This window comes from Salipiger pentaromativorans, assembly GCF_024721115.1.
Classification (GTDB): domain Bacteria; phylum Pseudomonadota; class Alphaproteobacteria; order Rhodobacterales; family Rhodobacteraceae; genus Salipiger; species Salipiger pentaromativorans.
Map to the genome: position 1 here is coordinate 82,411 of NZ_JAMDHK010000005.1, position 12,695 is coordinate 95,105.

The window sequence follows — 12,695 nt, forward strand, 5'->3', positions numbered from 1 at the left end:
CTTTTTGCATGCTGCGCTTTGAGAGTCAGAGGCGGGCCGGAACGGGTTGAGTCCGGGCGGTCAAGAGAGCGCGCTGTCCGGGCTCTTCCATTTCTGCTCTCCTGAGGTTTCCGACATGAACATGGTGTTTCCCGTGGCCGATCCGGTCACGCCGCTGGCGGTTGCGCCCGCGATCCTGGCTGCGGCCAGTCTTCTGCTCCCCCATCTCGAACGCGGCCAGCGCATCGATGCCGTGACATTGCGCGGTGCTATGGAAACGGCCTTCGGCGCGTCCGATGCCACAGGCGCCTGGGACTGGAAGCTGGCCTATGAGGCCTGCGAAGTCGCTACCGTTCTCTTCCTGCGCAAATACGGAAAGGCGCTTTTCCGTAAAGCCGCGTCTCCGGCTACACGGGTTTCCGTGCTGGCAAAGATCGCGGGACTATTGCCCACGCAGACCCGGCGTTCCGAGGAAAGCCAGAACTTCCAGCAATTTTCGACGCCGATCCCCCTCGGCCTTGCCGCTCTGACCGCTGCCGCGATCACGCCTGATGACAGGGTGCTGGAACCGTCCGCAGGCACCGGCCTTCTGGCGATCCTGGCGCAGACGATCGGCGGCTCGCTGATCCTCAATGAACTCGCCGAGACCCGCGCCGATCTGCTTGCTCAACTCTTTCCGGCCTTTGCCGTCACCCGGTTCGACGCCGCCCAGATCGACGACCATCTGGCCCCGGATGCGGTGCCGTCCGTGGTGCTGATGAACCCGCCATTCTCGGTCATGGCCAATGTCAGCGGGCGTGTCGCTGATGCGGCCTATCGCCATGTTGCCTCGGCACTGGCCCGTCTTGCTCCGGGCGGCCGGCTGGTGACGATCACCGGCTCTGGCTTCGGCCCCGAAGCTCCGGCATGGCGGGAGGCTTTCATCTGCTTGCAGGCCCGTGGTCGCGTGGTGTTCAGCGCTGCCGTTGATGGTGCGGTCTATGCAAAGCACGGCACCACGATCGACACGCGGCTGACCGTGATCGACAAACTGCCCGCCGAGGATCCGGCGAGTTTTCCGGCCTCACCGGGGATCGCGCCTGATGTTGCCACGCTGATCGGATGGATCGAGGCGCATGTCCCGCAGCGTTCGCCGGTATCATTGCCGAAGATCGTGGCACCCGCTCTGACCGCCGCTCCGAAAACCGTGCGCGGCTATCTGGCCCGTGTGACAGCACCGCGGCCTGCCGCTGCTCCGGATAACGATATCGAGGGCGTCGAACTTGCCTATGAAACCGTGGACTGGTCGCCACCGGAAGGCACTCGCCTGTCCGACGCGATCTATGAGGAGTATGCGCTGCAATCGCTGCGCATTGCTGGCGCGCAGCCGCATCCGACCAAGCTGGTGCAATCCGCCGCCATGGCCTCGGTCGCACCGCCGAAGCCTTCCTACCGGCCCATGCTGCCCGCTGACATCTGCGCGCGTCTGTCGGACGCCCAGCTTGAAACGGTGATCTATGCTGGTGAAGCCCATGCCGATCATCTCGCGGGTGCATGGACCGTGGACGAGCATTTCGACAATGTGAGCGCTGCACCCGAGGATGCTGCCGGATCGATCCGCTTTCGCCGGGGCTTCATGCTCGGTGACGGAACCGGCGCTGGCAAAGGCCGCCAGTCCGCCGCCATCATTCTCGACAACTGGCTGCGCGGTCGGCGCAAGGCGATCTGGATCTCCAAATCCGACAAGCTGATCGAGGACGCGCAGCGCGACTGGTCGGCGCTTGGCATGGAACGGCTGCTTGTCACGCCTCTGTCACGCTTCCCGCAGGGCAAGCCGATCACGCTGTCGGAAGGCATCCTTTTTACCACCTATGCCACGCTACGCTCCGACGACCGGGGCGAGAAGGTTTCCCGCGTCAAGCAGATCGTCGAATGGTTGGGCTCCGATTTCGATGGAGCCATTATATTCGACGAGAGCCATTCCATGCAGAATGCCGGTGGCGGAAAAGGAGAACGCGGCGATGTCGCCGCTTCGCAGCAGGGACGTGCGGGCCTGCGGCTCCAACATGCGCTGCCCGACGCCCGCGTGGTTTATGTCTCGGCAACCGGCGCCACCACCGTCCACAATCTCGCCTATGCGCAGCGCCTCGGCCTCTGGGGTGGTGAGGATTTTCCGTTCCAGACGCGTGCCGAGTTCGTCGAGGCGATCGAAGCTGGCGGCGTTGCGGCCATGGAAGTGCTGGCCCGCGACCTGCGATCTCTCGGCCTCTATACCGCCCGCTCACTCTCCTATGATGGCGTCGAATATGAACTGATCGAGCATCAGCTCACGGACGAACAGCGGCACATCTACGACTCATATGCTGCCGCCTTCGCCGTCATTCATGGGAATCTGGACGCGGCGATGGAAGCCGCCAACATCACCGGCAGCGAGGGGACGCTGAACCGGCAGGCGAAGTCTGCTGCCCGTTCGGCCTTTGAAAGCACGAAGCAGCGCTTCTTCGGCCATCTGCTGACCTCCATGAAAACCCCGACCCTGATCCGGTCCATCGAGGCCGATCTGGAAGCGGGCCATGCCGCCGTCATCCAGATCGTCTCGACTGGCGAAGCCCTGATGGAACGGCGGCTGTCCGAGATCCCGACCGAGGAATGGAACGATATTTCCGTCGATGTCACGCCGAGGGAGTATGTCGGCTCGTATTTGCAGCATTCCTTCCCGGTGCAGCTCTATGAACCCTTCACCGATGGCGAGGGCAACCTGTCGTCACGCCCCGTCTTCCGCGATGGTCAGCCGGTGGAATGCCGCGAAGCCGTGGCGCGGCGCGACGAGATGCTGGAGCAGCTGGGTTCGCTTCCGCCTGTCCCCGGAGCGCTCGACCAGATCGTGCAGCGCTTCGGCACGGATATGGTGGCCGAGGTCACAGGCCGCTCACGCCGGATCGTGCGCAAGGGTGACGGGGTATCGGCACGTCTTGCGGTCGAGAACCGTGCGCCTTCTGCCAACCTTGCCGAGACCTCGGCCTTCATGGATGACCAGAAGCGCGTTCTGGTCTTCTCTGATGCCGGTGGCACGGGGCGCAGCTATCACGCCGAACTCTCTGCGAAAAACCAGCGGCTGCGCGTGCATTACCTGCTGGAACCTGGCTGGAAGGCCGATGCCGCCATTCAGGGGCTGGGCCGCACCAATCGCACCAATCAGGCGCAGCCGCCGCTGTTCAGACCCATCGCCACGGATGTCAAAGCCGAGAAGCGCTTTCTCTCGACCATCGCCCGCCGCCTCGACACGCTGGGCGCGATCACACGCGGCCAGCGTCAGACCGGCGGTCAGGGGCTGTTCCGTCCCGAGGATAATCTGGAATCCGCCTATGCCCGCGATGCGCTGCGCCAGCTCTATCTGCTGATCGTGCGCGGCAAGGTCGAGGGCTGCTCGTTGGAGCGGTTTGAAGCCGCCACCGGCCTGAAGCTGATGGATTCGACCGGCATCAAGGACGACCTGCCGCCGATCACCACCTTCCTCAACCGCCTGCTGGCGCTGACCATCGAGTTGCAGGGCATCCTGTTCTCGGCCTTCGAGCAGCTTCTGCAGGCGCGTATCGACGGGGCGATTGCATCCGGCACCTATGATATGGGGCTGGAAACGCTGAAGGCCGAAAGTTTCATCGTCACCGACCGGCAAGTGATCCACACCCATCCGGGCACCGGCGCGGAAACCCGGCTCCTGACGCTCACCGAGCGCAAACGCAATCAGCCGGTCACGCTCGATGCGGCCGTCGCTGAACTGGATGATCCGCGTGCCAAACTGCTCATCAACGAGCGATCCGGTCGTGCCGCCGTGCAGATCCCGACCACCAGCGTCATGCTGGATGATGGCGAGATCGAACGGCGCGTGCGGCTGATCCGGCCCATGGAGGCGATGAACATTCCGGTTCGGGCGATGGGCGAGACCCACTGGATCGAGGCCGACCGTGCCGACTTCACCGTGGCCTGGAAGGCAGAACTGGCCGAGGTGCCGGAGTTCACCGACAGCATTCTGCATATGGTGACTGGGCTGCTTCTGCCGATCTGGAAACGGCTGCCGCAGGACTCCTCCCGCGTCTATCGGCTGCAGACCGACGAGGGCGAACGCATCATCGGTCGCCGGGTATCGCCGGCATGGGCTGCCAATGCCTCGACCAGTGGCGTTACCAGCAGCCTGACACCCGATGCCGCCTATGCCGCGCTGATCGAAGGTCGCACGATCCTTGATCTCGCCGAGGGGCTGCAACTGCGCCGCGTCCGGGTCATGGGCGCCAACCGGATCGAACTGACCGGCTTTACTGACGCGATGCGCGACCGGTTGCGGGCCTATGGCCTCTTCAGCGAGATCATCTCGTGGAAACTGCGCTTCTTCGTGCCTGTCGATGCAACGGGACCGGAGATCACCGGTAAACTGCTTGACCGCTTCCCGGTTGAGCGCATCGGTGAGCGGGAGGCCGCATAATGGCGCGTCTCAACGCTTCCGAACTGGCGCAGCGTCTCGGCCGAGAGGCCGAGGCGGTGTGCCGTCACTATCTGTCGAATGGTCGCAAACAGGGCAATTACTGGCAGGTTGGCGATGTCCGAAACACGGCTGGCCGCTCCATGTTCGTCCGGCTGCACGACAGCGTGAAAGGCATTGCCGGTAAATGGCAGGACTCGGCCACGGGTGAATATGGCGATCTGCTGGATGTGATCCGGGATTCGCTCGGTCTCATCGACTTCGCAGATGTTGCCGAAGAAGCCCGGCACTTCCTCAGCCTGCCGCATCCTGAACTGCAGCCGTCATCCCGTCCGTCCCGAACGCCTGCACCATCGGGATCATCCGAGGCGGCACGTCGCCTCTGGCGCATGACACAGCCGCTGATCGGCAGCATCGCAGAAGCGTATTTACGCGGACGCGGCATTACGGATTTACGCCAAACCGCAAATCTGCGCTTCCATCCCAACTGCTACTGGCGCCCCGAGGACGATGGCCCGACGCAAACCTGGCCCGCCATGATCGCCGCCGTTACCGACCTCGATGGCAGGATCACCGGCGCACACCGCACATGGCTGGCCTCGGACGGCTCGGGCAAAGCACCTGTCGATCCGCCGAGGAAGGCAATGGGCGACCTGCTCGGACACGCGGTTCGTTTCGGGGATGCGAAGGATGCCATGGCAGCGGGGGAAGGTATCGAAACCATCCTGTCGCTGCGTCAGGCTTTGCCCACCATGCCGATGGTTTCCGCGCTCTCGGCCGGACATCTCGCTGCCATCCTGTTTCCGCCGCAACTGCGCACGCTCTATATCGTCCGCGACAACGATCCGGCAGGTGACAGCGCCCGTGATAGCCTGGTGAACCGGGCGCACGAGGCCGGGATCAAGGCTATCACGCTCTCGCCCATGATGGGGGACTTCAACGAAGATCTCGCAACTCACGGGCTGGATGCCGTTCGGGCAGAGATCCGGGTGCAAATCGCTCCCGAGGACGTCAGCCGTTTCACGGCTTCAAGTGCATAGCCGGTACGGATCCGTGATCGGGGCGTTCCGATCCTGTCATGCGCATAGGCTGCATCCTGTCATCAGCAGAGGACCGCGCCTTGGCCTTCCGAGAGGGCGATCGGCCCACAAACGCTCCGGTCAGGCAATGGCGGCGCCCGACTGATTTCCGTCGGCGGCGGAGCCGCCTTTACAGCGCGAAACAAATCAGCCGGGCTTTGCCATCAAGGCACTCGCCAGAGGCTCGCGCTGCCAGACCGGAGCGCCCGTGCGCTTTCGTCGCCATGAAGGCCGCGACGGTCGCGGTCCAACTGACGGAAGCATCCCATGTACGCGCACGACGATTTCGAACCCGATCACAGCACGTCCCCGACCGGCCATGCCATCGAGGAACTCGAACTCTACGGCTACCGCCCCTCCGAAGACGAGGCCGATCCCCGGATCACACCCGAAGATCACGTCATCCAGGGCGCAGTCTCCGACATCTTCGACGCCCTGATTTCCACCATGGCCGACACCAGCCTCGATTTCGACCTCGACGAAATCCTCTGGTCCACCGTCAACACCTTCCACCGCGCTGTCGAGCGGATCGAGCACAAACTCGACGATAACGAGCAGGCGCAGAAACGCCTTCAACGCGAACAGGACGGCAGCGAAGTTAAATCCGTCCAGCTCGAAACCCTGATCGGTGCAGGCCAAAGCCTGATCGAACGCCGCGACAGCATGGAGACCTTCCGTGAAACCGCCGCCGACATCTATCTGCGCACTACCGGCACGCCCTGGTCGCAACGCTCCGGCTCACGGGTCAACCATCGCCAGATGACCTCGGCCATGATCGACAGCCGTGACTTCATCGCCGCAAAGCGCCGTGCCGACAACGAGGTGCTGTTGCCCGCCGGGCCAAAGATCGCCTTCTCGGGTGGCGACACCACCGATCACCGGACGATCTGGGCCAAGCTCGATCAGGTCCACGCCAAGCACCCGGACATGGTGCTGATGCACGGCGGATCGCCCAAGGGCGCGGAACGCATCGCGGCCACCTGGGCCAATAACCGCAAGGTCGCACAGGTCGCCTTCAAACCTGACTGGGCAAAACATGCCAAGGCAGCACCGTTCAAGCGCAACGACCAGATGCTCGGCATCATGCCGATCGGGGTCATCATCTTCCCCGGCACGGGTATTCAGGACAACCTGGCCGACAAGGCTCGCAAGATGGGCATCCCAGTTTATCGCTTCGGGACCGGCAGCGCGTGAGCGCTGCCGGTTCGGCATAACGCCATTCCGCACTACTGCAAGAGCGCCAGGTCCTCCCAGCGAATCCGGAGATAACGGCCTGAGCGCTTTGGCAATTGCTTGCGGCTGACCATTCGCCCGGAGACCTGGAACTCCGCATTTATTTTGACCACGAGCAACTTGTTGAAATGCCTCGATGTATCCACCATCACCACGTCCTTGGTCTTGAAAGGTGTGATGGTTTTGATTTCGACATGATCGTTTTCGAGCCTGCCGTCCGAACCCTGCGCGTAGGTCTTGTTCAACTTGATGCCGTAGGTGATGGCCCCGAACAATTCGCCGATGTCGCCATACACGGACAAATGCAGGCCAGTCTCCAGATGGTAGCTCTCAGCGAGTGAGATCAGGTCCTCAAAATATGGGATCATTGATCGGATGGCGTTTGGATACTTCGCTCCCCACTCCTTGTGACGAAGCTGCTCATCGATGTCTGACCAGCTTACCCATTCGCCATCGTCGTAAAATGCTCGATCTGACCAATCGATTTCTGCCATAGACTTTAACCCGCAGCCTTCCACCACCCAACAATATAACCACCGTAGAGGTAGAGCCGATACTGGTCTACCAGACGCATCAGCTTTCTTGTTCAAGCGGCAAGTTTACAGAGAGGCTTGACCTTACAAACTATCTCATCTCGCCCGGTGAGAGGAATGCTGCTATTCTGTGGCTGCGCCGTGGTGGTGGTGGAAGGCGCAACCGTCCAACCTTTTGCACGGAGACACCACCATGATCGTTCTCGGAATCCTCGTTTCCATCGCAGCCATCGGCACCATGTGCTGGCTGCTGTTCAATCTCGCCGTATTCGCTTTGCCATTCTTTATTGGCCTGAATGCAGGCGCCTTGGCCTATGATACTGGGGCTGGTTGGCTCGGCGGCATCGTCGTTGGTCTTCTCGCCGCCGGTCTAACGCTGGCTGTTGGTCAGGGCCTGCTCATGCTGATCCGCCCGATGTGGGCGCGTCTGCTGATTGCTCTGGCCTTCGTCGCTCCGGCGGGAATGGCCGGATTTTACGCCACGCTCGGTATTGTCAAGCACATGATGCCCTCGGAGATATGGCAACTCATCTTCTCGGTGATCGGAGCGGTTGCGGTGGGCGTGACGGCGTTCCTGCGCGTTACGGGCATGGCGGCAACCGACCACGCGGACGGCGGCTTTGCACGAACCTGAATCGCAATGATCCGTTGATGGCGACCAGACGCGGATGCTGATCGTTTTCCGTCTTCGTCAGGAAAATGGTGACAGACAGCGGCCAATCACCGGATCAACCTGGGGCACAGACGCGGCCCATAGGAGCGCAGGACGGTCGGCACCAGCGCGTGCAGACTGACGGGAACCCGCGGGTGGTGGCATGCCGGTGGAACAGGCCGGAAGCAGAGATGCGCATGATCTGAGACGCATGGTGACAGGAAAGGCCGGTGTTGCCGGTCAGGTCATCCTGATGGAGCCTCAAGGTTGCCACATCTCCGTTCAGCCCCCGTGTCTCGACCGCTCCAAACGGCCTCTTCAATGGCCTGATCTGGCCGAAGACCAGCGCGATGCGCTTCGACCGCCCTAGCGCAACAGCGTCGTCACAACTTTCTTCCCCTGCCGGCAAAGCCGACATTCCGCGCGGAACAAGAAAGTTTCTCCTGTGCTGTCCAGCCCCTTTGGGGTGCGCCAGCGTTCGTCTCCGGCCGGACGATCGCCATAGAGGCCGCAATGGTGCGGGCTCGGAAACGGAAATCGGAGACTTAAAATGGCAACCATCGGCACCTTCAAGAAGACCGGCTCGAACGAATTCACCGGCGAAATCGTCACCCTCAGCGTCCAGGCCAAGGGCGTGCGCATCGTCCCCGACCTGCGCGCCACCGGCGAGAACGCCCCCAGCCACCGCGTTCTGGTCGGCCGCGCCGAAATCGGCGCCGCCTGGTCAAAGCGCTCCAACGAGGGCCGCGACTATCTGGGCCTCAAGCTGGACGATCCGAGCTTCAACGCTCCGATCTACGCCAACCTCTTCGACGAAGAAGACGGCGAAACCTTCTCGCTCATCTGGTCCCGCCCCAACGGTCGCCGCGGCGACTGAGGCGCGGAACAAAGGCTCCGACCGCAAGGTCGGGGCCTTTCCCGTGCCCGCGGGAAAGCCGCCAGGCCCGGTGACCTGTCCGGGCTGGAACTGCTCAGCCGGTCAGGATCGGGATCATGGTTTTCACATGGGCGTCGATCCGTTCCAGCACGGGCGGGGGGACCACCTCGCGTTCCGGTAGTGTCCACCATTTCGCATCGATGCGTTTCACCGTCTCGACAACGGCCTTGAGCACGGCTGGCTCGGGAAGCCTTGCCCGATTGGCAAACGTCTTCCAGCGGGCCGGGGCCAGGCCCTTGAAGGCCCGCTCGCCGCCCAGTGACAACGCCAGCCCATCTGCCGGAATGTAGGGAACGGTCGAAAGCATGTCGTAGATCGGTGCAAGAGTGGGCGTGTCGCCGTCGCCCGGATAGATCAGCGACCAGTTCTTGAGATGCATGTCGCCATTGCCCATGACCACCGAGAAGGTCAGCCGCCGGACAAACTCCAGCGCGGCGAACGGCGAGATTGCCACATTCAGCACAGAGGCGATGTCGTGGGAGGCGGCGCCATCATATTTACGTGCCGGGTACAGGCCGAAAACCTGCGCGAAATCTTCGATATGGATGCGTTGCCCATCTGCCCCGCGATCAAAACGCCGCACGAGCAGGACCAGCCCCTCGGCAAGTGTTTCGAACTCTTCGGGAATCCCCTCGAACTGGTCCCGTCTGACCAGTTCCCGCTCGGGCACGTCCATGCCGATTGCTTCGGCAAGTGCGAGGTTCGCGAACTCGTTTTCCGACACGCCCGGAAAGGCGGTCGAGGGGAATTTCGCAATATATTGGCCCTCATCATCCCCGAGCGGCAAGGTCAGCCCGCCGCCCTTGCCGGTGTTCTTCATCACCGAGAGCTTCATCTGCACGCCTGCCAGCGAGAAGCGGGCCTTGGGCCGTCCTTGGGTTGGCGCCGCCCCGATGCCGGGTTGACCGTCACTGGGCAGCACCCGAACGGCCCCCGGCAAATCCGCACCAAGGGTGGCCAGGAGATCGAAATCATTCCCCGGCCGCACATTACCCGCATGGTGTTTTTCCATCGCCTCGCGCAGCCGGTCTTCGGGCAGCAGGTTGGCAAAGAAGGGCGGCAGGCTGCCTGCGACAGGTCGCGGATCCTTGCGCAGGCCCCCTGATGCCGCGCGCAGCGACAGGCTCAGAACCGGAATGCCGCCGGTTGCGCGATAGGCCGGATCAAGGCTGAAGGCGTTGAAATCACCCGGCGTCCTGACGATCGTGCCAACCTTCGCACTGTTCAGGAACACGTCCAGCGCGGTAATGGTCTCAGCGGTGCGGACGGCTGTCATCGTCGCTCTCCGGTTGCGGGCTGAAGGCCGGATGATCATCCTCGGCATCGGGGCGCAAAAGCGTCTCGATGGCGGGCACCATTGCCTGCGGGACCAGTATCATTTCCAGCCCAAGCGCCCTGGCAATGTTGATCAAAGTCGTGGTGCGCGCGGCTGCTGCCCCCGTCTCGATGTCGCGGTAGCGCGGGCGCGAAATGCCCGCAAGATCGGCCACCTGCTCCTGGGTCAACCCCGCTGCAAGACGCGCGCGGCGAAAATGGTCGCCGATCAGCCCCAGTGTTTCTTTTTCCGCCTTCATGTGATGCCTTTACGGATCATTTCTGCTGCATTGATCTGGATAGGTATCATATCAGGTGTGGGATGCAACAAAAATGATCTCCAAACATATCATTATCATTTTCCATGGAGCGTTTGGGGATCATCTTGCGATGGTCGGCGCTACCGCCAGCACAAGTGCTGCAATTGCGGCATACAGGCGAATCAGTCGGACTGCGTGCTCAGCCGTGCAAATAACGCCTTGGCCAGATTCGACGATTTCGTATGGCGTATCGGGCGAAGACGACTAAAATAGCCGTAGTTCTGGAATGCGCGCCGGTCGCGATGGGAGGTGATCATGCATGATCACCGCTCGACAGTCGCGGGCCGCGCGCGCGTTACTGGGTTGGACGCAGGAGACGCTCGCTGACAAGGCCCGAATATCGTTAACTGCCCTGAAGCGCCTCGAGTCCGAGAACCGGCTGGAGGTGTATGAGACAACGCGGGATCAGGTGCGCCGGGCGCTTGAAGCAGCAGGGATCGTTCTCCTGTCCACGGATCGCGGGCAAGGAGTGTTGCTGGTTCATGACCAAGACGAGAAGAGACACCGACAGATCCGCGACGTCTGATCGGCGCAGGCGCCATCATCGATCCGCTGCTGCGGCCTGTGGCTTGTGGCGACCATCGACATGACGTCCGCGGTCGCCCCCTTCGACGACATCGCGCCTGTTAGCGACGAGCTGACCGAATATGACCGCGCGCATATCAAGCTCTATATGCGGCTGCTCGATGCGGCCGATGATGGGGCGGAATGGGCCGAAGTCGTTAATGTTTTGTTCGGAATTGATCCTGTTCGGGAACCTGAACGCGCCCGGCAGGTCCATGACAGCCATCTGGGACGGGCGCGCTGGATGACACAGAGCGGCTATCGTCAGCTGCTGCGTCATCCGACAGATCGGACCTGACCTCGCCGCCGTCGCACCAGTGATGCCTTCAGAGCATCACCCTATGTCCTTGTTCTGGCTTCCATCTCGGTAGAGGCACCGCAATTCTTTCACGCTCCACCTGTGCAGTTTCAACCAGGAGCGGAGCAATGAAGCCGGATACATCCCGCTGGCGAGACCAGGACCAGTATGAATTCTACGATGCGCTGCCCGTTGAGGGCGTCGCCTGGGAATGCCTGCGCCGTAACGCGTCCTATCAGGCCTGTTTCGATGACCTTGTAGCGCAAGGCGCCGGGCATCTTCCCCTTGCGGATCACGTCCAACATCGCTGGGGGTTGCGATTTCCCGGCAGACCCCGGCTTTTCCGCGCTCGACCAACCGGTCATCTGGTCGCCTGTTGCCAATCCGGACATGCTGATGCTCGGGGCAGCGCCCGATTTTCTTCCGCCTTCTCCGTCCGCCTTATCGGTAGATCTTGCTGATGCCATCTGCGGACCAGAGGGGGTATATGGTGTCTGTGACGCCAGAGACGGCGTTCAATATCTGATCCTCGCCGACACCGATGCCAATTCGCAGCCGGCGATCATTCTGCCACTTGACGAAAATCTGCCGGATCGGCTCGAAGCCATTCTCAGGCTCTGGCACATGCTGGCCGGGAAACCCGCGCGCCGCGACCCCAGGATGACGCCGTATCAGCGCCGGCGGTTTCGCCTGATGATGCAAGCTGCCGACGGAAACGCCAACCACGCGACCTATCGTGAGATTGCCATCGCCATCTACGGAGAGGCGCGCGTTCGCGCTGAGCCGTGGAAGACATCGGCTTTGCGCGCCTCTGTCATCGCCCTTGTCCGATCTGCCGCCGCGCTGATCGACGGCGGTTATCAGGACCTTTTGCGCCATCGTCGCAAACCCTGACACTGACGTCTGATCGAGGGTGAGGATTCTACCCCTTCGATCTTCCTCATCCCCCTTGCCGCCGCGCCTTCGCCACCGTGCGCATGTCATGCCGTTGATCGTCAGCGGCATCCTGCACAACCACGGAGGCCACCCCATGCGACCTGATCTCGCCGCCTTGCCGCCACGCTACCTGCGCACCAAGGAAGCTGCCGATTTCCTCAGCCTGTCCGCGCGCACGCTGGAAAAGCACAGAACCTACGGAACGGGACCTGCCTATCACAAGCTCGGCGGCCGCGTTGTCTATTCGGTCGAGGATCTCGCAGCCTGGGTTGCACGCGGATCGGTTACCTCCACGTCGGACCCACGCGGACAGGTTCTCCCGGCGAAACCTCTGCCGCCGACCGCATTCACCTCGCCCAAGCGCATTACGCGCTGAACACGGCGGTCAGCCCTC

The 12,695-nt window shown here is 62.3% G+C and carries 12 protein-coding genes and 1 pseudogene; 10 read left to right on the forward strand and 3 right to left on the reverse strand.

Annotated elements, in window-relative coordinates; translation table 11 throughout:
• Window positions 1-115 precede the first annotated feature (115 nt).
• The 3 genes from M4578_RS10270 (at window position 116) to M4578_RS10280 (ending at window position 6,708) form a co-directional block, all read left to right on the forward strand.
• Window positions 116-4,438: a strawberry notch family protein gene (locus M4578_RS10270; RefSeq protein WP_258093357.1), complete on the forward strand. Its 4,323-nt coding sequence runs from the start codon at window positions 116-118 to the stop codon at window positions 4,436-4,438.
• Entirely contained in the window at window positions 4,438-5,475 is a 1,038-nt protein-coding gene (locus M4578_RS10275; RefSeq protein ID WP_258093358.1) for a DUF7146 domain-containing protein, read from the forward strand. Before M4578_RS10270 ends, M4578_RS10275 begins: the two co-directional genes overlap by 1 nt.
• A gap of 306 nt (window positions 5,476-5,781) precedes the next feature.
• Window positions 5,782-6,708: a DUF2493 domain-containing protein gene (locus tag M4578_RS10280; protein ID WP_024707710.1), complete on the forward strand. Its 927-nt coding sequence runs from the start codon at window positions 5,782-5,784 to the stop codon at window positions 6,706-6,708.
• A 32-nt stretch (window positions 6,709-6,740) separates the two neighbouring features.
• Here M4578_RS10280 and M4578_RS10285 read toward each other — a convergent pair whose 3' ends face one another.
• Entirely contained in the window at window positions 6,741-7,241 is a 501-nt protein-coding gene (locus tag M4578_RS10285; RefSeq protein WP_015740143.1) for a hypothetical protein, read from the reverse strand.
• 232 nt (window positions 7,242-7,473) lie between these two features.
• Between M4578_RS10285 and M4578_RS10290 the strand changes: the two genes are divergently transcribed.
• Window positions 7,474-7,914, forward strand: a complete 441-nt coding sequence (locus M4578_RS10290) for a hypothetical protein (protein WP_112830899.1) — start codon at window positions 7,474-7,476, stop codon at window positions 7,912-7,914.
• 568 nt (window positions 7,915-8,482) lie between these two features.
• Window positions 8,483-8,809: a DUF736 domain-containing protein gene (locus M4578_RS10295; protein ID WP_024708792.1), complete on the forward strand. Its 327-nt coding sequence runs from the start codon at window positions 8,483-8,485 to the stop codon at window positions 8,807-8,809.
• A gap of 94 nt (window positions 8,810-8,903) precedes the next feature.
• On the opposite strand, the gene M4578_RS10300 is transcribed toward M4578_RS10295, so the two are convergent.
• The gene (locus M4578_RS10300; RefSeq protein WP_258093359.1) at window positions 8,904-10,145 is read right to left on the reverse strand and encodes a type II toxin-antitoxin system HipA family toxin; all 1,242 of its coding nucleotides are present in this window, start codon (window positions 10,143-10,145) and stop codon (window positions 8,904-8,906) included.
• Complete coding sequence (locus M4578_RS10305) at window positions 10,123-10,443, reverse strand: helix-turn-helix domain-containing protein (RefSeq protein WP_258093360.1); 321 nt, start codon at window positions 10,441-10,443, stop codon at window positions 10,123-10,125. The genes M4578_RS10300 and M4578_RS10305 overlap by 23 nt, the downstream gene beginning before the upstream one ends.
• A 319-nt stretch (window positions 10,444-10,762) precedes the next feature.
• Between M4578_RS10305 and M4578_RS10310 the strand changes: the two genes are divergently transcribed.
• The 5 genes and pseudogenes from M4578_RS10310 (at window position 10,763) to M4578_RS10325 (ending at window position 12,677) form a co-directional block, all read left to right on the forward strand.
• Window positions 10,763-11,029, forward strand: coding sequence for a helix-turn-helix domain-containing protein (locus tag M4578_RS10310; protein WP_024899154.1), 267 nt, complete (start codon window positions 10,763-10,765; stop codon window positions 11,027-11,029).
• A gap of 45 nt (window positions 11,030-11,074) precedes the next feature.
• Window positions 11,075-11,365, forward strand: a complete 291-nt coding sequence (locus M4578_RS10315) for a DNA -binding domain-containing protein (RefSeq protein WP_462949809.1) — start codon at window positions 11,075-11,077, stop codon at window positions 11,363-11,365.
• Between the two features lie 128 nt (window positions 11,366-11,493).
• A pseudogene (locus tag M4578_RS25780) lies at window positions 11,494-11,631 on the forward strand (transcriptional regulator domain-containing protein); the annotation flags it as partial.
• Window positions 11,632-11,650: 19 nt separating this feature from the next.
• Window positions 11,651-12,259, forward strand: a complete 609-nt coding sequence (locus M4578_RS10320) for a DUF2285 domain-containing protein (RefSeq protein ID WP_258093361.1) — start codon at window positions 11,651-11,653, stop codon at window positions 12,257-12,259.
• A gap of 136 nt (window positions 12,260-12,395) precedes the next feature.
• The gene (locus M4578_RS10325; protein ID WP_010336149.1) at window positions 12,396-12,677 is read left to right on the forward strand and encodes a helix-turn-helix transcriptional regulator; all 282 of its coding nucleotides are present in this window, start codon (window positions 12,396-12,398) and stop codon (window positions 12,675-12,677) included.
• The last annotated feature ends 18 nt before the right edge of the window (window positions 12,678-12,695 follow it).

Coding starts and splice junctions, on each gene's coding strand:
- M4578_RS10270 (WP_258093357.1), top strand. CDS start 116: ATGAACATGGTGTTTCCCGTGGCCGATCCGGTCACGCCGCTGGCGGTT.
- M4578_RS10275 (WP_258093358.1), top strand. CDS start 4,438: ATGGCGCGTCTCAACGCTTCCGAACTGGCGCAGCGTCTCGGCCGAGAG.
- M4578_RS10280 (WP_024707710.1), top strand. CDS start 5,782: ATGTACGCGCACGACGATTTCGAACCCGATCACAGCACGTCCCCGACC.
- M4578_RS10285 (WP_015740143.1), bottom strand. CDS start 7,241: ATGGCAGAAATCGATTGGTCAGATCGAGCATTTTACGACGATGGCGAA.
- M4578_RS10290 (WP_112830899.1), top strand. CDS start 7,474: ATGATCGTTCTCGGAATCCTCGTTTCCATCGCAGCCATCGGCACCATG.
- M4578_RS10295 (WP_024708792.1), top strand. CDS start 8,483: ATGGCAACCATCGGCACCTTCAAGAAGACCGGCTCGAACGAATTCACC.
- M4578_RS10300 (WP_258093359.1), bottom strand. CDS start 10,145: ATGACAGCCGTCCGCACCGCTGAGACCATTACCGCGCTGGACGTGTTC.
- M4578_RS10305 (WP_258093360.1), bottom strand. CDS start 10,443: ATGAAGGCGGAAAAAGAAACACTGGGGCTGATCGGCGACCATTTTCGC.
- M4578_RS10310 (WP_024899154.1), top strand. CDS start 10,763: ATGATCACCGCTCGACAGTCGCGGGCCGCGCGCGCGTTACTGGGTTGG.
- M4578_RS10325 (WP_010336149.1), top strand. CDS start 12,396: ATGCGACCTGATCTCGCCGCCTTGCCGCCACGCTACCTGCGCACCAAG.